The sequence below is a fragment of the Bacteroidales bacterium genome, from assembly GCA_014860585.1.
Classification (GTDB): domain Bacteria; phylum Bacteroidota; class Bacteroidia; order Bacteroidales; family 4484-276; genus RZYY01.
The window spans coordinates 1-20783 of the sequence record JACZJL010000109.1 but is presented as its reverse complement, the minus strand read 5'-3'; the positions used below and the strand labels follow the sequence as shown (position 1 = coordinate 20783).

Here is a 20783-nt window from a genome sequence, read left to right as displayed (position 1 = left end):
GTCAATCAGTGGAGAATCACTATTAAAGTTGCATTCTTAGCGAGTTTGCTCCTGGTAATGATTTCCTGTAAAACCTATGAAGTTTTCAATATTGAGGTTTTGGAACCGGCTAAAATCATTGTTCCTCAGTCCATTCAAAAGGTGCTTATTGCAAATAATATGAGCGAAAACGAGGGCAATAAAAATACCCTTTATGAAATTTATGGCACCGACTATTTTGATACGGTGTATTATGACACGGCTTATGCGCGCGCTGCTGTTGAAAACCTGGCGGGAATGCTTAACTACAACAACCGGTTTTCTGCAGTCACCGTCGATAGTTTGGGATTTCCTCTTCCAGGAATTCCGGATGATTTTACCACCGGTCATATCGAAAATATTAAAACGTTGTGCATTGAAAATGAAGCTGATGCCCTCATTCTGCTCAGTTCAATGGACAAAAAGATTGATTACTCGGTTTATACCAGCATTTTTGGGGGGTATTATAGTCTCTATACAATATTTCTTACCAGTCGCTGGCTTTTTATTCATCCATTTTCTTCAAGGTTAGTGGACCAGAAACTGATTAATGATACCCTTTATTACAGGATTGAGGGTTTCTGGGGAACAAGTGAAGAGGGACTTTATTTAACTGGCCGTGATTTACTCAAAACTGCCGCCGAAGAATCTGCCTTTTCTTTCGGCGCCAGGATATCCCCTCACTTTGTGCAAACTCAGCGCATCATATTTAAAGCCGGGGACAGGCATATACGCAGGGGCTATACGCAGGTTGAAGAAGGCAACTGGACTGATGCAGCATTAAACTGGAAAACTACTTTAGAAAGTTCGGACCGGACAAAAAAAGCAAGAGCTGCCTTCAACCTTGCTCTTGCTGCCGAAATGGAAGGTTTACTCGATCCGGCGCTTGTTTGGGCTGAAGAATCCTTCAGGATTTTCCCCGACTCACTCAATCAAACCTACATCTCTATATTGCGTGAACGCATCCGTCAGCAGGAAGACCTGATTCTCCAAATCGAAGGAAAACCGGAGGAGTGAAAGCTGAATTTTTTATGGAAATTGACCGGGACAATAGCTCTAAACTTTTGTGATTTTAGCTTTGTATGTCAATAGATTGCTTTGCTTAGCAGCTGATGCAGAACCGAATGCCTGTAAGCTTTTTCAAAAGCCATAGAGTAACATTTTGGTTGAATAAGCCACTTCACCTGCATTTATTCAAATGCCTGTTATTTTGTGTTGTTAATCCCTTTGTCTTTAACATATTTCATTAATTCTTCCATTTTTAAAACCTTGTCATACTGGCTTTTCACTTTTCCAAGCTTACAGTCTTCTGTGATTAATTTAAGAAAGTCACTGAAATCCGAATTTTCGTTAGCTAATCGATTTACTGTATCCCAGTCAATTTCCTGATTTATTCTTGACGGAAATAAAATTTCACTTTCAAAAATATTCTCAGGATTTAGTTTAATTATCCCTATGCCAAAGGCATTGTTTAGTCTTCTTACTTCATCTTTAAAAGTGGGATCATCATCAATATTTAATGTCACCAGATAACCTTCATTTGCCCAACTTGAATTTGAAACAGCCTGAAAGTATGATTGTCGGAGGTTTCCGAAGCTCAGAGAAATTTTTAGCTCAAAAGAAAATAGTTTTATTGATGTAATTGAAAGATGATTTTGTATTTCAAGTGTTTCAGACTTGAAGTCGCGAAAAGGGAAATAAACTCCAACAAGATCAGGATGTAACCATTCATTTTGTCCCTTAGTCGCTTTCGTAGAATTCTCGTGAAAAACAGTCTTTAAGTTGGCCTTAAAATGACTATTACCAAAAGCATAAGCTACTAGGAGAGAATGAAGGTCTCTCTCGTTAAATTTCTTGGCTTCAGGCTTTTCTTTTTTAGCTAGTTCTGAGTCTTTTTGTTGCTGAACCTTTTGTAAGTCAATTTTGTTAGCAAGCTTTCTAAGAAAAAATTGAGCAGGTCGCTCGCTTGTTTGAATTACCGTTGAATTCTCACCGTTATTATTAATGTCGGTGTAACAATAAGCAGCTATTGTTGCCCAAGGTGTTTTGCCGGAAGTTGAAAGGTCGCCAAGGGTTCCAAGTTCATTTGCCTTGTCCCAAATTTCTTTTGCAGAAAGTGGTGTTCCAACTTTCTCAACAGTCTTTTCGATTACGTCCCAAAATGTCGTCTTTGCCATTTATTTTATTATTGTCGTTTCGTTCTAAAATGCCAAGTAAAACTTACCCGCGCATCGTAGCTTCAATTTCTTCCACAGTGACCGGGATTCTTTTCCCGATCAACTGGCTGCCTGTTTCGGTTACAAGAATATCGTCCTCGATCCTGATTCCTCCAAATCCAATGTACTCTTCAGCCTTGCTGTAGTTGATAAATTCCCTGAACTTACCTTCATTTTTCCATTGTGCGATGAGCGCGGGTATAAAATAAATTCCCGGCTCATTGGTAAGAACAAAACCTTTTTGCAATCTGCGTCCCAGCCTGAGGTAGGCCGTTCCGAACTGTTTTATCCGTTTGGTTTCCTCGTCGTAACCAACGAAGTCTTCGCCGTAGTTTTCCATATCGTGCACATCCAGTCCCATCATGTGACCGAGACCGTGAGGGAAGAACATCGCGTGCGCACCCTGACGCACCGCTTCATCCACATCACCCATCATCAGTCCGACATTTTTCAGACCGGAAGCAATCACGCGTGCGGCCAGCAGATGGATACTCTGGTAGGTAACCCCGGGTTTGATAGCAGCAGTAGCTGCATTGTTGGCGTCGAGTACAATCTGGTAAATATCCCGTTGTTTGGGCGAAAATTTTCCGCCAACTGGTATTGTCCGGGTAAAATCGCTGGCATAATGCATCGTTGTTTCTGCACCGGCATCAGTAATCATGAGGCGACCGGCCTGTAATACCTGGCTGTGATCGTGGTTGTGGAGGGTTTCTCCATTTTGCGACAATATTATTGGGAACGAAACGCTGGCGCCTCCCGATAGTGCCAATCCTTCGATGGCGCCGGCTATTTCGCGTTCGAGGATGCCCGGTTTGGCCATTTTCATTGATAACACATGCATGTCGTAACCGATGGCTGCAGCTTTCTCCAATTCTGCGATCTCATTTTCATCCTTAATGTTCCTCAGATCAACAATAGCTTTGATCAAGGGAACTGAAGCGCGCTCTTTCTGGTCAGCAATTTTGATTCCTGTGAGCGACTCCAGCAGGATTTTGTTATCCGGGCGGTATTGGGGGATGTAATGAATTGTTCTGCCCTGATTCATTGCTTTTTTGAGAAAATTACCAAGTTCGGAATGCGGGTAAACGTGCTCTACTCCCACCTTCATGGCGTTGTCTTTCATCAATGGCTGTGGTCCCATCCAGATGATATCTTCGATTTCCACATCATTTCCGAAAATGTAATCTTTTCCTTCGTCAAGGTCAATCACACCGGCAAGACCGGGCATATCGAGACCGAAAAAATAAAGAAACGTGCTGTCCTGGCGGTAGTGAAACGTGTTGGCAGCATAGTTCATCGGCGATTCTTCATTTCCGGGAAAGAAGGCGATTCCCCTGTTCATTTTAGCTTTCAGCGCATCGCGCCGTTGTTTGTAAACTTCTGGTTTAAACATTGTTATTTCAATTTAGTGAATGAATTGCGGTGTTTTAATTCCTGCAAAGTTAGTTTTTTCGGCAAATTAAATGACAATTGTGTTTGTGAAGTCAACCTCAACTCTGCTTATTTTGTCACCTGAAAATCAAACTTCTGGAATATATTATCCCTGTCAACGGTCGGATGCTGAAGGTTACCGCTACTTTGAGCCACCTGCGCTGAAACATAATCCCTCAATTCACTGGTACTGACCAGGCCATTGCTGTCGGTATCGGCTACGTCAGTAGTAAAGGCTTTTAGAATATATTCGGTAAACAACCCGTTTTCGATATCGCTGCGTTCATAACTCAGTTCCCCTCCTTTTGAAGAGGAAAAGACGATGGCGCCGCTTCGGCGGATCAAATCGTTGTAAATGAAGCGGTCTTTCTGTGCAAGATAGCTGCGGCCTGATGATTGGGTTGGCTGCACGGTTGATTTCGTTTCGATCCTTTTCATACCGCGTGATTGCATCCATTTCAGGTCAGCCTGGGCAATCTGGCTGGTTTGGAATTCTTCATCCATTTCACCACTTTCGCAGGCATCCATGAGGAAAAGTTTGTTGCGGGGAGGAATCCCCTGCAACAAGTCTTCGATGGTTTCGAAATCGGCAGCGGTGTTTTTCAGGTTATTGAGGTCGGCATTGGAAGTCAGATAATAATAGGTGGCGTCGGCGTCTTTGTCGTGCATACCATGGCCGGCAATAAACAGGACAAAGGTGTCGTCGGGTTTTGCATTTTGTACAAATTCCTTTGCTTTTTTGATCGCCGCCGGCGTCACATCTTCATTTAAAAGCGTCATTGTGAATACATTTTCAAAACCTTTACCCTTCATTCCCTGCATCACTTTTTCGAGGTCGGTGGCGTCTTTGTCGGCATATTTCAGGTTTAATTCAGAAAATTGATACCTCGACACACCAAACCCAATAAAATAAAGGTTTTTGGCCACTTCACCCTCGTATTTTGCTGATGTTAATGCCCGGTAGCTTTCAATCCCGCGGCTGTTGGTGCATGAGACTTCAATTTTATTTTCGCCTGCAGTCAGCTCAACAACCTCAACAATAGCAGTCCGGTTATCAGCCAACAGTTTTCCTTTTGCCCCAAAAACCGGTACATCATTCATAAAAATGTTGTACGAAGTGATCGCATTCGAGTTGTCTGTAAATGAAAACGTTAAAGTAACATTTTTCCCGTTTTGAGTCATCTCGTTAATTTCTGTAACCGGAATGTCAGAAAGGTCAGTTTGCTGACTTTCATTGAGTCCCTGCCTTTTCAGACGTTTCAGGTATTGATTTTTGTAATGGGTGATCAATTCCTGGTCTCGCAGACCAAATTTTTCAAAAATTTTATCCGGTCGGTTGGTCCATGCAGCAAACTGATCCACCCCTGCAATTTTACCCGGAATATTAAGTGTAGCCAGACTTCCCACCCTTGTTGAAGCGTCCCAGAATCCGTCATTGTCAAACATGATCCACTCCTTCCCTGTGCCGTCGCCGATAAAAGCGATTGACCGGTCGTTGGTCAGGTTGGTTTTTCTGATGGTTCCATCCTGCGAACCGGTCAGCATTGTTTTACCATCCTTGCTTAGCTTGATGGATTCCACAAAATTCTGATGAAGCCCGATACTTCTGATTTTTGTAGCTGTTGCAATTTCCCAGAAATCAACTCTTTTAAAGGATGTAACAGCAAGCAGGGAAGCATCGTATGAAAAAGCAATGGATCGGGCATAATAGGAATCTATGTCGAGGGTTGAAACGACTTTGCCGCTTGCTGTATTAAAGACAGTGAGCTTATTGTCAGAAGTTATGGCAGCAAATTTCCTGTCGTGCGATAAAAATAGCGAGGTAATACCGCCAGAACCTAAGTCGTACATTGTTTTCAGGATGTTGCCCGAAACCGGGTCCATAATTCTTAGCCGCAGGTTTTCTGAGCTGGTATTCATGGCCACCAAAATTGTTTTTGAATCAGGCATCCAGGCTGCCAGGTCAGAAAAATTCAAAGATTTTTGTTCACCGTTTAAAACGTTATAAACAAATGGGTTAAAATCATAGACCAGGAACTGCTTTGAGTCCGGTGAAAAATCAATTGAGTTAACACTGCCTGAGCAGGTGAAATATTTTAATTGTTGTCCGGATGCTGCATCCCACAGAATTACATCGCCCTGATAATCATCTGTAATTTTATCTGTTGAAGCGCTTAAAATATATTTGCCATCGGGTGAATAACAGGCAAATTTCACCAGGTACTTGTGCCCTTCCATTACTCTTACAAGGTTCCCGTAATAGTTGTCGAATAGTTTGACCGTCTTATCCCCGCACCCGGCAATGAAAAACTTTTCATCGGGCGAAATATCCACTGCATAAACCACCGAGGCCTCCGATTTAAATACCTGTTCTTCTTTTCCTGATTCAATATCCCAATACCTGATCACATTTTCGAAGGACGTGGAAATCATCTTCTTTGAATCAGGTGATATATCTATTGAGTTAATATCATCGGTAAAGTCATCCAGTGTTCTGATCAGGTTACCAGTTAAAGGATCCCATATTTTTATTGTATGATCCTGTGAGCCCGAAATCAGGTATTTTCCATCTTTCGTGAAACTTATGCAACTGACATAATAATCCTTATTTGGAGAATGATTGCCGATCTTTCGTCCCTCCTTTTTCTTACTCTTCATATTGTAGATCATAATTGCACCATTGTGAGTTCCCGCAGCCAGGTACTTGCCATCAGGTGAGAAGGTTACTGCATGGCAGTTATCAAACCCAAGTGTTCCAATCTTTTTTGGCGCCCGGATAAGTTCAATGTCATAAAGATCAGGTATCCCCAGTCCACCGTTAATTCGATTGACGCCACAAATTACAAGGTATTTCATATCCGGCGAAAAAACCGAGCATTCCACATATTCATAATAAAGTTGTGAAACCACCCTGCCTGCCTCCAGGTCCACAATTCTGCTCACATCATCTGTACAAGACAATACAGCATATTTGCTGTCGGCTGAACAATGAATATGGACTGCACTCTTAAGGTCCGGGATTTTGAATAACGTTTTCTTAGATTCGTAATCAAGTACAATAAGGTTACGCGAAGTGCTTACCAGGATTTTTGAGCCGTCAGGTGTAACCGCCACAGTGGATACATACAACCTGATGTTTAAAGTATCTGTCTGGTATCCGGTTTTGGTGTCCCAGATTTTGACCGTGTTATCAGCTGATCCCGAAACTACAGCCCTGCCGTCGGGAGCAAACACCGCTGAATTCACCTCATCACTGTGCCTCATCTGAACCATAATCTGAGGGTTTTGAGACAGTAATCCCCCGTTTACAAAAAGTTGAAAAGATAACACGAAGAAAAAGAGCCGTTTCATATGAAAGATTTAATGATTAATTTCCCCGAAACAGAGTGCTGAAGCATGATTTATGACATTCTGCACGAGCACAAAAGTAGAAAAAGTTAGTTCAGAGCTGCGATTGATTGAAAAATTTGGAAAAAATCAGACTGCATTTGAATGTGAAAGAATAAATATTGATTTTCAGTTGTGCTTTTTGAGCTTGGCAATAGCAGGCTGGACTTGATGAAAACAGAGGGCGGGAAACCTGACCTTGTCATTTTTCATATTGTATTTGAAACACTCATTTTGCAATCCTTTCATCTTGAAAGTCATCCACAGATGAAGAATCGCTTTTCACATCGCATACAATTTTGTTTTCACCAATTCAGTGTTGTAAAACGTAGTCTTGAAATTACAAGCACCCTGACCTTCTGTTGGAGAAATCAGTTACATCCTTTTTCCGTACTTTTGTCCAAATTTATGGATAGCAAATAATCATACACACGCCATGAAAAACTTTTTCTTTCTTTTGTTCATGTTCCTCATAGTGCTTTTTGCCAGGGCTGCAGAGGTAACCATGATTGTGACTTCGATACCGGCCAATACTCCACCGGAGGATAACATTTTCATAGCTGGAAGTTTCAACGGCTGGGACCCGGGAAATGCAACCTTCATCCTTCAATCCAACACAAACGGGCAACCCCAGATTGTGATCAACGGCACAGGAACTATACAGTTTAAATTTACCCGTGGAAGCTGGGCAACAGTGGAGGGAAACGAAACAGGCGGGTACCTGCCCAACCGGACATTCACTTTCGGTACTCAAGACACCTTGTTGCTAACCATCCTGAGTTGGGAAGACCTTGGCGGACCGGGGACTACGGCAGCAGAAAATGTGGTGATCATGGACAATGCGTTTTTTATGCCGCAACTCAACCGTACACGTCGCATCTGGTTGTACCTTCCCCCCGATTATGAAACATCAGGAAAGGATTATCCCGTGCTCTATATGCACGATGGGCAAAACCTTTTCGATCTGTACACTTCTTTTGCCGGCGAATGGGAGGTGGATGAAACGCTAAATTCCCTTTTTAGCAATGGAAAAGAGGTGCCAATTGTGGTTGGGATTGACAATGGAGGCACTTACCGTATAGCCGAATACACTCCCTGGCCGAACCAGCAATACGGAGGCGGCGATGGCGATCTGTATGCAAAATTTATCGTAGAAACACTTAAGCCTTACATTGATGAGCATTACCGCACAAAGCCACAACGTGAGCATACCGGTGTGATGGGGAGTTCACTCGGTGGGCTGATCTCTCATTATATCGGGTTGAAATACCAGGAAATCTTAAGCAAAGCTGGTGTTTTTTCTCCCTCATTCTGGTTCAGCGATTCAAGTTACATTTTTGCCTATCAGACAGGAAAAGTATACCCGATGCGCTATTATATGATGGGGGGAACCAACGAGAGCGGCGGCCTCGTTCAGCAGATGAACCTGATGATGGACACTTTGCAGGCTGCCGGTTTTGACGATTCGGAACTTTACCTGAAAGTAGTTCCCGGAGGGCAACACAACGAGTTGCTGTGGCGCACACAATTCGGCCAGGCTTACCAATGGCTTTATCTTGATGGCTCAACCGAAATTGACGAATTTATGCCGGGCATTCCGATCCGTGCTAGGATCATCTGCGATAAACTTTACCTTGAGGCAAAAGATTCAGCGCTGGTTGATCAACTTTTTGACGTCACTGTTTATTCGATTACAGGGCAAACCGTGTTTCAATCCCGCATAACACCGGGAAGTTCAAAAACAATTTCCGGCAACCTGAAAGGCCTTTATATTGTTACCGTTAATGGCGGAAAAGTAAGTTTCAACCAGAAAATCATGATTCTTTAAACCTGCCGGATCGTCGAACGCAGAAGTTTATTTCTCTAATACCAGGTATTCCCAGGGAGCAAGGGTCAATTGTTGCTCTTTGGAGATGGGTTGAGCTTCTCCGGAAAATACGTTTTTGTATATGGCTTCATATCCTTCGCCCTGCAGTTGGAATGAGGTTTCTTTGCCAGACAGATTTAGAATTACACATATCGTGTTGTTTTCTTTGGAACGTGTATAAGCATACACCGATTCATCCTGGTGAGTGTAAATACGTTTGATTGGACCACCTGCGTTGCCATTCCAGAGCGCCTGGCTTCTCTTCTTCAGGTTGAGCAAAGTCCGGTAGAATTGTAGTAGTGGTATATCCTTCCAATCTACCACATCTTTTTCAAAGAAATTGAGTCTTTTGTCCATTGCTGCCTCCTGACCGGTGTAAATCAGAGGCATTCCGGGGACGGTGGCCATCAAAACAAAGAATGTTTGAGCGGCATCTCCCAGTCGTTCAAATTCAGTGCCTTTCCAGGTATTTTCGTCATGGTTGGAGGTAAAGTTCATGCGGTAAGCGCCCTGAGGGAATGTAATGTCGAGATCATCAAAATACCTTTGTAAATCGTTGGCATTGGCTTTTCCCTGAGCAATCTCATTGGCGATGTGGTGAAGTTTCCAACCATAATCCATGTCGAAAGCATTCATCAGCAATTCTTCCTTATCCGCTTCAGCGAGCAAAAACACCGGCTTTATTTTGTCGAGTTCCATGCGTGCATTTTCCCAAAAATCAGTGGGAACCATGGATGCCACATCGCAACGATAGCCGTCAATATCAGCTTCGGTGATCCAGAATTTGAGTGCGTCGATCATCGCATCGCGCATCTCCATGTTGTTATAATCCAATTGTACCACATCTTTCCAGTCAGCCGGGTAAAACATTTCCCCTTTTTCGTTTTTCGCGTACCAGTCGGGGTGGCGGGTCACCCAGTCATGATCCCATGCGGTGTGGTTGGCGACCCAGTCGATAATGACATACATCCCCAATTCATGGGCAAGTTTTACTACCATCTGAAACTCTTCAATACTGCCAAATTCAGTATTCACCTGTTTGTAATCCTGTACTGAGTAATAGCTTCCCAGTGTGCCTTTGCGGTTCAGTTCACCGATCGGATGAATCGGCATGAACCAGAGAATATCGACCCCCATATTTCTTAACCGGGGCATATGTTTGATGAAGCTGCCAAGGGTGCCTTCTTCGGTGTACTGGCGCAGGTTGACTTCGTAGATGTTGGCGTTTTGGGACCATTCCGGGTGTGTTACTTTACTTACTGGTGCTTTAACTTTATTGCTTGTAGTCTGCCCGCAGCCTGAGATGATTAAGCTGAATGCCAGGAGAGCATAGATCATTTTTTTCATGTCAAAATGTTTTGATTATCAATTATTTATTTCGATTATGCGATGAATTCGATGATGATAAAATAAGAATTTACCTGCAAAAATAAAAGTATTTGGCAATTCCATCCACTTTGAGTCAATAACTTGTAGATAGAGAGAAGTGAATCATTGCCATTTACAAATGAACGGAGATTTGCAAACCGTCGCTCCCCTACCCTCTTTAAACAACCCTAAATCCCCTGCTTTAACTAATTTTATGAACATCGGGGTCATTTGAAGCTTTCTTGCTAGATCAAATGATCTAATTTTGCAGTTGATTACCTTCTTTTGAAATTGTTTAGTAATTAATTATAAATCAAATAAATAGCAAAATTATGCCACATGGATTTTTTGAAGTACCCAAAGCATTCAACGAACCGGTATTGAATTATGCTCCAGGCAGCAGCGAAAGAGTGAAGGTTAAAGCAATGCTGAAAGAAATGAAATCGAAAGTAGTTGACATTCCTATGTTTATAGGTGGTGAAGAGGTGAGAACTATGGACAAAAGAGAGATCAGGGCGCCACATGAGATCAGCCATCTGCTTGGATATTATTACCAGGGCGAACGCGAACATGTTATTCAATCCATTGATGCTGCGCTGGCTGCCCGAAAGAAGTGGCAGGCGCTTCCCTGGCAGCACAAGGCCAGCATTTTCCTTAAAGCAGCCGACCTTGTAGCCGGAAAGTACCGGGCAAAGATCAATGCAGCCACCATGCTCGGTCAGTCAAAGAATATTTACCAGGCCGAAATTGACGCTGCCTGTGAAATGGCTGACTTTTTCCGCTTTAATGTGCAGTACATGACTGAGATTTACAAACAGCAGCCCAACTCCTCGAAGGGTGTCTGGAACCGTATGGAGTACCGGCCGCTTGAAGGATTTGTGTATGCTATGACACCGTTTAATTTCACCTCCATTGCAGGGAACCTTCCCTCATCTCCGGCCATCATGGGTAATGTGGTAGTATGGAAGCCAGCAGCCACGCAGATTTACTCAGCAGCCGTCCTGATGGAAATTTTCAGGGAAGCCGGTTTGCCCGATGGGGTAATTAATATGGTAAACGTGAACGGTCCGGTGGGTGGGAAAGTGATGTCGGAGCATCCCGATTTCGTGGGAGTACATTTTACCGGCTCCACAGAGGTGTTTAAAAAAGTGTGGAAAGCGATTGGAGATAATGTGATGATTCACAATACTTATCCCAAAATCGTTGGCGAAACAGGGGGCAAAGACTTTGTGATGGTGCACCATACGGCCAACCCTGCACAGGTAGCTACAGCCTTATCACGCGGTGCTTTTGAGTACCAGGGGCAAAAATGCTCGGCAGCCTCGCGCGCTTATATTCCCCAGTCGTTGTGGCCGGAAGTGAAAAGGCTTTTAGTTGCCGACCTCAAATCTTTCAGAATGGGAACTGTGGAGGACTTCCGGAATTTTATCAACGCAGTGATTGACGAGCCCGCATTTAACAAAATAACCGGTTACATCGCCCGGGCCAAAAGCGACGGACTTGAAGTGGTGGCTGGTGGCAACTACGATAAATCTGTTGGATATTTTATCGAACCTACCGTGCTCCGCACTGAGGATCCACATTATGTGACCATGCAGGAGGAGATTTTCGGACCGGTGCTCACTGTTTATGTTTACGACGGCGCGAAGTTTGAAGAAACGCTTGATCTGGTGAACAAAACCTCACCCTACGCATTAACCGGGTCCATCTTCGCTCACGATCGCTACGCCATCGAAACAGCCACAAAGATGCTGGAAAATGCTGCCGGAAACTTCTACATCAACGACAAGCCCACCGGGGCGGTCGTTGGGCAGCAGCCATTCGGTGGAGCAAGAGCCTCAGGTACCAATGATAAATCAGGTTCCTACCTCAATCTTTTACGCTGGGTTTCTCCAAGATCAATTAAAGAGACGTTCGACGCCCCGACTGACTATCGCTATCCGTTTATGGAAGAAGAATAAAAAGAAGTCGTTGAAAACCAAATACAGGGTGTTTTCGTGTTTAAAATATTTGGGTAAAATATCAGGCTGTTTAACAAACCCTTTGTTGTTTCCACCCCATTGTTGAATTCAGAGTAAAAGATCGGACGAAGTGATCATTTTGCTAAAGTTAGCGTAGCCTTTCTCTTATTTATTCAGGGGGTCGTAATGTCAATTCAACACTGCTCTTTGTGCAAAAAATTGCATGAGACTTTGCAGAAAACCGGTACATTTGCAGGCAAATCGAATTCTTCAACATATTTTATTATCCATGAAAACAAGAGTTTTAGCTTTTTTCCTTTCCTTTTTCAGCATTTCAGCAATGACACAAAACAACTTAAACAACAGCCTCGGCGATTTCACGAAATTGGAGCGAAACCCGGCTAACCAAACATTTACGATCAAAACCACCAATGGTTCGGCCATTGTTACCATTTTTTCTCAAAATATAATTCGAATCCGAATTGCCAAAACGTTCATTCCGGATTTTTCTTTTTCGGTGGTTGGATCTCCGATCCGGGGTAACTTTGACTATGGCGAGGACAACAACGGATTCTTTATTACCACTGATTCTCTGGAGCTGCACATGACCAAAAAACCGGTGAGGTTCACTTTTAAAACCAAAGATGGAAGGGTAATCAGTGAGGATGATCCAAAGTTCGGCACTTCATGGATTGGCACGGAAGTGACGACCTATAAAGTGATGCAGGAGGGTGAAAAATTCATCGGGCTTGGCGAAAAAACCGGCAGTCTCAATCGCCGGGGAGAAGCTTACGAGCATTGGAACACCGACAACCCGCATTATGACGGAAACTCAGACCCGCTCTACGCTTCAATCCCTTTTTATATTGGAGTTCACAACGGGTTAAATTATGGAATTTACCTTGACAATACCCACAAAACTATCTTCAACTTTGGCGCATCAAACAACCGCTTTTCCTATTTTTCGGCTGATGACGGCGAAATGGACTACTATTTCATTTATCATAAAAATATAGCCGACATCCTGAAATCCTATACCTGGCTGACCGGCCGTATGGAGATGCCGCCGCTCTGGTCGTTGGGCTACCAGCAATGCCGGTGGAGCTACACCCCTGATACGGAGGTGTTGCGCATTGCTCAAACTTTCCGTGAGAAGAAAATCCCTGCCGATGTCATTTACCTTGACATTCATTACATGGACAATTACAAGATTTTTACATGGAACCCGGTAGAATTTCCTCAACCGGCAAAGTTGTTGAACGATTTGAAAGCGATAAATTTCAGAACTGCGGTGATTGTTGATCCGGGGATTAAAGTGGAAAAGGGATACAAGGCTTATGATGAAGGTGTGGCGCAAAATCTGTTTGTGAAATACCCCGACGGAACTGACTGGACGGCACAAGTGTGGCCGGGTTGGTGTCATTTTCCCGACTACACCAGCGAGAAAGGAAGAAAATGGTGGGGCGAAAAGTTTAAAGGCTATGTTGAGGATGGTATTGAAGGATTTTGGAACGATATGAATGAGATTGCCACCTGGGGTCAACAGGTTCCCAATCTGATCGAATTCGACTGGAACGGGAACAAAACCACCTACCGCCAGGCCAAGAATATGTATGGAATGCAGATGGCGCGAGCTACCTTTGAAGGTACGAAAAAGCTGCTCAACGGGCGCCGGCCGATGAACATTACCCGTGCCGGTTTTGCAGGGATGCAACGTTACACGATCCTCTGGACCGGCGATAACCAGGCCACCGACCATCACATGATGGTGGGTGTTAAGCTCGTTAGCAGCCTGGGCTTGTCCGGACTTTCGTTCACAGGTTCAGACGTAGGAGGATTTGGTGGGAACTGCACGCCTGACCTGTTCGCACGCTGGATACAAATCGGCGCATTCACTCCATTTTTCAGAGGACACACAACTTACAACTCGATAAGTCAGGAACCATGGGTGTTTGGCGAGTTTACCGAGAACGTTGCCCGTAACTACATCCAACTCCGGTACAACCTGTTGCCCTATGTTTATACCTCAATGCGCGAATCAACCCTCAACGGAATGCCCATGAACCGGAGTTTAGCCATCAATTATGCTTCCGATGAAAAGATTTATTCAACTGCCTACGAACACCAGTTCCTTTTTGGCCCTTCCCTGTTGGTTATCCCTGTCGAAAGCACAAAAGAAATCACCAAAGCCTATCTTCCGGAGGGCGAATGGTATGATTTCTACACTGATCAGAAATTTGACGGAAAACAGGAAATTTTCACCGATTGTCCGCTTGACAAACTGCCGGTTTTTGTTGCGGCCGGAAGCATGATTCCCATGCAATCGCCGGTGCAACATACCAGCGAGCAACCCTCTGATACACTCATTATCCACTTGTACAAAAGCAATCAAACAACTGATCTTGCATGGGAATATTATGAAGATGACGGTGTAACCTATGCTTTCGAAAGCGGAAATTATCACCTACGGCAAATGATCTACAAACCTGGAATCAATGAAGTCGAATTCAAAAAAACCGAAGGTAGTTATCAAAGTAAATTCAACAACATCCGGTTAGTTTTTCATGGCTTTGACAACCTGGGTGATATTGTGAAATTTGATGGAAAGCCACGAAAAATTTACCCCATGACAATGAATTTCCGGAAAGCATCGGAACAGCCGCCGGACGGGGATCCGTCTACTATCACCTGCCCTACAATTATCTTTCCGAACGATAGTGAAAGAATGGTTATTACCTGGTAATGTCTTACTTCGCAAATTTGCCGGCAATCAGGATGCTAATATGGATTGTGTTGTTTGGTTTGTCTACTTTTGCAAATAAATTTTTCAGATGACAATTGATGAAATCATAAAGCATGCTTTGGCGGAAGATATTGGCGCCGGAGATCACACCTCCCTGGCAACAATTCCCATCTCAGCCTCCGGTACAGCCAATCTTCTTGTTAAGCAAGAGGGCGTGATCTGTGGGATTGGTATTGCTGAAAAAGTTTTCAAAGCCATTGACCCCGATCTGCAATTTAATTCTTTCATGGAAGATGGAAAGTCGGTACAAAACGGAGATGTCGCTTTTTCTGTTTCCGGTAAAGTGATTTCTATACTCTCTGGTGAGCGGCTTGCCCTGAATTTTATGCAACGGCTCAGCGGTATTGCCACATCCACCCGTTTGATGGTCAACCAACTGGCAGGTCTGAATACACGGCTGCTCGACACAAGAAAAACCACACCTAACCTTCGTGAACTGGAGAAAATGGCAGTAAGAACCGGCGGCGGATACAACCATAGGATGGGACTTTACGATATGATCATGATCAAGGACAATCATGTCGATTTTTCGGGTGGCATCAAGGCGGCAATTGATGCCGTTCATCATTATTTCAGGGAGAAATCAATACATCTGAAAATTGAAATTGAGGTCAGAAATTTTGATGAACTCGGGCAGGTACTCGAGACCGGGGGTGTTGACAGGATTATGCTCGATAATTTCAACCTTGCCGACCTGAAAGAAGCCGTTGATAGGATTGCAGGTCGTTATGAAACAGAGGCTTCCGGTAAAATTACCATCGACAACATCCGGCAATATGCCGAAACCGGCGTTGATTTTATCTCCTCCGGTGCATTGACGCACCAGATAAAGAGTCTGGACATGAGTTTAAAAGCTGATTTTTAACCATTAAACTTCTTTACTTTGCTTGATCCGAATAATAAATATCTTGCCCTGCTTGGAAAAAAGAACATTCAGTCGCTGCGCGATGGGCTGGCATTCATTATTAAGTCGCTGAAAAAGATTGTTTTACCGGGAAACAAAGGACTTCCGCTCTTAAATGTGCTCATTTTCTTCTTCAAGGGACTTTTTGAGGGCAGGTTGACATTGCGGGCATCCTCCATTTCTTTCGATTTTTTCCTGGCACTTTTTCCTACTGTGTTGTTTTTTTTCACCATTATTCCATTTGTCCCGATCACCGGTTTTCAGGAAGAATTGCTTCGTTTCCTCGAAGATGTCATTCCCTCCTCGCTCTGGATATATGTTTCATCCACACTTGAAGACATCATTACACAGCCCCGCAGCGACCTGCTTTCACTGGGTTTCATCCTTGCGCTTTATTTCTCCACCAACGGCATCAACTCCATCATCGAAGGGTTCAATTCCTCCATCCATGTTACGGAAACCAGGTCGTTCATCCAACAACGACTGGTGAGCCTTTTCCTGGTGATTTTACTCTCGGTACTTGTGATACTGGCTATTTCACTATTTGTGATTGGAGGAAGGGTTCTTAGCTTTTTTGTCATCCAGGGATTTTTAACCAACAATTTTACTATCATCCTCATCCAGATTGCAAGGTGGTTGTTGATTATCTCCCTTTTCCTGTTTTCCATTTCTTTCCTTTATTATTATGCCCCGGCCAAAAAGAAGGAATACAAGTTTTTCTCCACCGGCGCCATTTTTACCTCAGCCCTGATGTTGCTTACAACTTATGCTTTTAACTTTTACATCGAGAATTTTAACCGCTACAACGCACTCTATGGTTCGATCGGGACATTGTTGGTGTTTCTGTTATGGGTTTATTTCAATTCCATCATTCTGCTGATTGGTTTTGAGTTGAATGTAAGCATCAAAACAGCCCAAAAGCAATTCAACGATGCTTGATCACCTGAGAAATACCGTGAAGCACACGGCCATCTATAGCCTTGGCAATCTTAGCACAAAGATCATCGGGCTTATTTTATTGCCTTTATACACCACTCACCTGACCACGGCTGAATACGGTATCTTTTCAATTCTGGAGGTAACCAGCCAGTTTTTTACTACCATCGTGAGCCTCGGTCTTACTGCCGGAATGATGCGTTGGTTTGCCGCAGAGCAAAATGAAGACCGGCGCAAAATGATCGTATTTACGACTTTTGCCGCTACACTGACGCTCGCTGTGATCGTCAACGTCGCTTTTTATCCTTTCAATTCCTGGTTTTCCAACCTCTTTTTTGACCATGGTAATTTTTCCGATTATTTCCTGATTTTATGGCTTTGGGTGGCGCTGGAAGCGATTAACCGCGTCCCATTTGAACTTTTCAGGCTGAAAGAAAAATCGTTGCTGTTCATCTCGCTGGTTATCCTCAAATTTGTGACTATCCTTCTGCTTAACATTTATTTTATCGTGATTTTAAAAATGGGAGTAAAAGGAATCATTCTGAGTCAGTTACTTGGCAACGTACTGGTGACAATGGGCACTTTCCCGTTTTTACTGAAAAATATGAGGTTTTCTTTCAATATGACCATGTTGAAAGAGCTCAGCCTATTCAGCATTCCGCTGGTTTTATCTACGGTAGCTACCATGGCGCTGGCATTGAGCGATCGGTACCTGATCAAATATTTCCTCGATTATTCCCAAGTGGGGATCTATTCAGTAGGTTATAAAGTGGCCAGCGTCATCCACCTCTTTATGGTTCAGTCCTTTCTGCTGGGTTTTGCCCCATTGGCCTACAAAATTTTCGACCAACCTGAAGCCCGCCGCTACTTTGCCCGGGTGACGACCTATTTCACCTATGCCATGACAGGCCTTGCATTGATTCTGATTTTTTACGCAAAAGAGGTGATTGCTGTTTTTGCTGCATCCAACGATGAATACCTGCTGGCTTACAACGTAATTCCCATGCTTTGCCTCGCAGTGATCTTCAGGGGCCTGAACAGCGTGATTTCGATGGGGTTGCATTATGTGAAAAAAACCAAATACACCATTGTGATTGTTTTGATTGTGGCAGTGTTTAATATCGGCATCAATTTATTGATGATCCCTATGTTTGGCATCCAGGGCGCTGCAGTGGCATCGGTGTTGGCTAACCTAATGATGACCATCATGTTTTATATTTATTCGCAGCGGTATTACCCGATAAATTATGAGTTTGCACGAATTTTAAAATTACTGCTTTCCGGGGTTGCAATTTACTTTGTTGCATCGTTGACGGCATCACTTGGTTTCTGGACAGGAATTGGGGTAAAAACGATGTTACTCCTCATCTTTCCACTCCTTTTATTTGCAATTAAGTTTTACGAACCCGTTGAACTAAACAGTTTGAGAGGCGCCTGGTTAAAATGGAGGAATCCCGCACGTTGGGCTGATCATCTTAAACACTTTGGCACAGTCAATCCATTAAACACGGAAGATAAAAATGAATAATCAACAACAAAAAAAGATCTATTTTCTCGGCGCAGGGGCCATAGCCACCGCATTGGGCAATGTACTCACCAGGAAGCCGGAGCTGGATGTCACGCTGATCACCATCGAGAAAGAGGTCGTCGATACCATTAACTCCGTGCATATCAATAAAAAATATTTCCCCAACATTCTGCTGGAAAACCGGTTAAAGGCTGCTACAGATTTTTCGCTTTTGCAACATGAAGCCATCGTCTTTGTGGCCATTCCATCGGTTGTGGTCGTTGATTTTTTGACTAACCAGAACATTCATCCCCACTCCATCATTGTAAATCTTGCCAAAGGATTTGGTAACCAGCATCAAACCATTGTTGAATCGCTCAAGGAACAATTGCCCAACCCTGTTTGTGCGCTGAAAGGGCCTTCGTTTGCCAGGGAGATCATTAATAACCAGCCGACTTCTTTTACACTTGGCGCTGATGAGGGGGCGCTTTTCAGTGTCTTTCAGGAGGTTTTTAGAAATACTTCCGTTTATATTGATTTTTCGGCTGACATCCGGGGGGTTGAGATGCTGAGCATTTTAAAAAACATTTACGCCATCGCCATCGGTGTGGTAGATGCCCAGTTTGAATCGCCCAACCTCAAATTTATGATTTTCACGAAAGCACTGAGTGAGATGCGGCATATCCTGCTGCTTTTTGGCGGCAAAAAGAAAACCCTATTTAACTATTGCGGTATTGGCGATTTTGCCCTGACTTCGCTGAATGATCTAAGTCGCAACCGCACACTGGGTTTGCTCATTGGAAAAGGGTTTTTCACCGATAATATTTCCGAAAAGGTAGTGCTGGAAGGACGAATTGCTGTGAATATTTTTTACAGGGAATTGCAGGAGAAGGGAGTTGAGCCTGATGAATACCCGATCCTCAGCGAGTTGCACCAGGTATTTAACGGCAGTTATGACATCACCTCCTTTGTCAATAAGCTGTTGAATCATCAGGGGTAGTTTACCTCAGCATCGTCACGCTTCCCTGCTGTGAGCGATTCACAATTTTTCCCGTTCTGTCCAGGGTCTGGTAGTCGCAGGTCCAGAAATAAACCCCTTCAGAAGCATTGCTGCCGTTTATTTTTCCATCCCATTCCTCATGGATGCTGTTCATTTCATGCACTCTCCTGGTATTGACAACCTTTTGTTAGATTCATTAGAAATGTTTTTCATTAAACCTTTCCCAATCGATGTAATTTTTATTTGCATTAAATGTATGTGTATTGCTTTTTTTTTTAGTATCTTTCGAATCAGTTGTTTTTCCAAAATTATTAAAAAATAAATGAATCTGCAGTGAGCTTTGCCTGTTGGTGTTTTCATGTTTTCCACATTACCAAAGAAAATGATGTAATAACCTAACCTCTTTTAAAATGAAGAAATTTACTTTCATTCTATTCATGGTAATCGTCTTGTTGCAGTCCTACGGACAAGATTACCTGATCAGTTTCACTGGTTCAGGCTTTAGTTCAATTGTTGACTCAGTTTGGGTTATCAACCTCACAAGAAACGATTCGTTGCAAATTTGTGGGCAAGATACCCTTCATCTCAACCCCAGCGTTGCAACCATCGAAACTGAAGCCGGAAAGCATCAGATCACCGTTTTCCCGAACCCGATGGGCAACGCAAGTACGATAGATTTTTTTTGCCAATCCCCGGGAAACACACACCTCGGAATTTTTGACGTTGCAGGTAAAAGCCTTATCCAAAATGTAGTATCTTTCTCACACTTAAAAAAAAGCCTTATGAAAAAACAATCTCACTTTCGGATGTTAATCGCCGCTCTGCTTCTTCTGCCGGTGATGCTTATTTGCACAAACCCTGTTACAATACAGGGTGACAACCAGGGCAAACATGATCCGTTTGCTGCCACACAACCCAATACATCTTCACCGGTTTTTTCCAATGAAGTTAATACGGATGATACAGATGTGTTATCCGGACCTGCTGAACTTTGCCTTACGGCTTATCCTTTTGAGGCGGGTACGGTTTCTGCGCCTTGCTGCCCGGCACCGGCCACGCTTGATGATCCTACCCCAATACCACCTGAAGGAACAGGAACCCAGGAAGATCCTTACCTGATTGCAAGTCTTGAAAATCTTTATTGGTTATCTGTTGAAACCAACGCCGGCAATACCTTTAGTGGTAAATTCTTCCTTCAAACTGCTGATATTGATGCCACAGAAACCGAAACCTGGTTTAACGGGCTGGGATGGGAGCCTATTGGTAGCGAAATCAATCCGTTCTCCGGTGCTTACGATGGAAATAACTTTACCATTGAATCGCTTTATATCAAAAGGGAATATGAAAGTTACCTTGGTTTGTTTGGATATTTGAATGGTGCGTGG

14 protein-coding genes are annotated in these 20783 nt (G+C 43.5%); 9 read left to right on the top strand and 5 right to left on the bottom strand.

Features of this window, described 5'->3' with window-relative positions; translation table 11 throughout:
• The first annotated feature begins 99 nt into the window (after window positions 1–99).
• On the top strand, window positions 100–1035 hold the full coding sequence (locus IH598_11695; GenBank protein MBE0639174.1) for a tetratricopeptide repeat protein: 936 nt from the start codon (window positions 100–102) through the stop codon (window positions 1033–1035).
• A 188-nt stretch (window positions 1036–1223) separates the two neighbouring features.
• On the opposite strand, the gene IH598_11690 is transcribed toward IH598_11695, so the two are convergent.
• The 3 genes from IH598_11690 to IH598_11680 all read right to left on the bottom strand — a co-directional run bounded on the left by IH598_11690 (window position 1224) and on the right by IH598_11680 (window position 6938).
• On the bottom strand, window positions 1224–2195 hold the full coding sequence (locus tag IH598_11690) for an HrgA protein (protein ID MBE0639173.1): 972 nt from the start codon (window positions 2193–2195) through the stop codon (window positions 1224–1226).
• Window positions 2196–2238: 43 nt separating this feature from the next.
• Window positions 2239–3627: an aminopeptidase P family protein gene (locus IH598_11685; protein ID MBE0639172.1), complete on the bottom strand. Its 1389-nt coding sequence runs from the start codon at window positions 3625–3627 to the stop codon at window positions 2239–2241.
• A 107-nt stretch (window positions 3628–3734) separates the two neighbouring features.
• Window positions 3735–6938, bottom strand: a complete 3204-nt coding sequence (locus IH598_11680) for a caspase family protein (protein MBE0639171.1) — start codon at window positions 6936–6938, stop codon at window positions 3735–3737.
• Between the two features lie 550 nt (window positions 6939–7488).
• On the opposite strand from IH598_11680, the gene IH598_11675 reads away from it, so the two are divergent.
• Window positions 7489–8880 carry a T9SS type A sorting domain-containing protein gene (locus IH598_11675; GenBank protein ID MBE0639170.1) on the top strand — a complete coding sequence of 464 codons (1392 nt, stop codon included), beginning with the start codon at window positions 7489–7491 and terminating at the stop codon, window positions 8878–8880.
• 27 nt (window positions 8881–8907) lie between these two features.
• On the opposite strand, the gene IH598_11670 is transcribed toward IH598_11675, so the two are convergent.
• Complete coding sequence (locus IH598_11670; GenBank protein MBE0639169.1) at window positions 8908–10266, bottom strand: alpha-glucosidase C-terminal domain-containing protein; 1359 nt, start codon at window positions 10264–10266, stop codon at window positions 8908–8910.
• Between the two features lie 353 nt (window positions 10267–10619).
• Here IH598_11670 and pruA point away from each other — a divergent pair, with 353 nt between their 5' ends.
• The 6 genes from pruA to IH598_11640 all read left to right on the top strand — a co-directional run bounded on the left by pruA (window position 10620) and on the right by IH598_11640 (window position 19398).
• Window positions 10620–12248, top strand: a complete 1629-nt coding sequence (gene pruA, locus IH598_11665; protein ID MBE0639168.1) for an L-glutamate gamma-semialdehyde dehydrogenase — start codon at window positions 10620–10622, stop codon at window positions 12246–12248.
• 289 nt (window positions 12249–12537) lie between these two features.
• Window positions 12538–14991 (top strand): glycoside hydrolase family 31 protein, encoded by a 2454-nt coding sequence (locus IH598_11660; protein MBE0639167.1) that lies wholly within the window; start codon window positions 12538–12540, stop codon window positions 14989–14991.
• An 88-nt stretch (window positions 14992–15079) separates the two neighbouring features.
• Window positions 15080–15916 (top strand): carboxylating nicotinate-nucleotide diphosphorylase, encoded by an 837-nt coding sequence (nadC, locus tag IH598_11655; GenBank protein ID MBE0639166.1) that lies wholly within the window; start codon window positions 15080–15082, stop codon window positions 15914–15916.
• Between the two features lie 18 nt (window positions 15917–15934).
• On the top strand, window positions 15935–16894 hold the full coding sequence (locus tag IH598_11650) for a YihY/virulence factor BrkB family protein (GenBank protein ID MBE0639165.1): 960 nt from the start codon (window positions 15935–15937) through the stop codon (window positions 16892–16894).
• Window positions 16887–18419 (top strand): oligosaccharide flippase family protein, encoded by a 1533-nt coding sequence (locus IH598_11645; protein MBE0639164.1) that lies wholly within the window; start codon window positions 16887–16889, stop codon window positions 18417–18419. Before IH598_11650 ends, IH598_11645 begins: the two co-directional genes overlap by 8 nt.
• Entirely contained in the window at window positions 18412–19398 is a 987-nt protein-coding gene (locus tag IH598_11640; protein ID MBE0639163.1) for a glycerol-3-phosphate dehydrogenase, read from the top strand. The genes IH598_11645 and IH598_11640 overlap by 8 nt, the downstream gene beginning before the upstream one ends.
• Window position 19399: 1 nt before the next feature.
• Here the strand turns inward: IH598_11640 and IH598_11635 are convergent, their stop codons facing one another.
• Window positions 19400–19561 (bottom strand): hypothetical protein, encoded by a 162-nt coding sequence (locus IH598_11635; GenBank protein ID MBE0639162.1) that lies wholly within the window; start codon window positions 19559–19561, stop codon window positions 19400–19402.
• Window positions 19562–19808: 247 nt separating this feature from the next.
• Between IH598_11635 and IH598_11630 the strand changes: the two genes are divergently transcribed.
• The coding region (locus IH598_11630) for a hypothetical protein (GenBank protein ID MBE0639161.1) at window positions 19809–20783 on the top strand (975 nt) is incomplete at its 3' end.